The following is a 320-nucleotide window of genomic DNA, read 5'->3' on the forward strand; positions in this document are numbered from 1 at the left end:
GGCGGACCCAGAAGGTCAAAAACCACCCCCCCCCCCCCACCCCCACAACAACCAAACCCCCCCCAAAACACACCACACATGCCTTGTTCCCCACCCCCACAAACAACACACCAAGCACACACAGCAAAAAAACAACCCCCAGAAAACAACAAACCCCCCGGCCCCGACCACCGCCCCAACCCCCCCCAAAAAACCAAACAAGACAAAAAAAAAAAAAAAAACCCCCAAAAAAAAAAAAAAAAACCCCCCCCAAAACACCAAACCAACACACACCCCAACACAAAAAACACCACCCCCCCCACCCCCCACAACAAACCACC

1 protein-coding gene is annotated in these 320 nt (G+C 53.1%); it reads right to left on the reverse strand.

Going from position 1 to position 320, the window contains the following annotated elements:
- Positions 1 to 15: 15 nt before the first annotated feature.
- The coding region (locus PUR71_RS40980; RefSeq protein ID WP_329924606.1) for a hypothetical protein at positions 16 to 320 on the reverse strand (305 nt) is incomplete at its 5' end.

The organism is Streptomyces sp. SP17BM10, from assembly GCF_036322405.1.
GTDB lineage: Bacteria > Actinomycetota > Actinomycetes > Streptomycetales > Streptomycetaceae > Kitasatospora.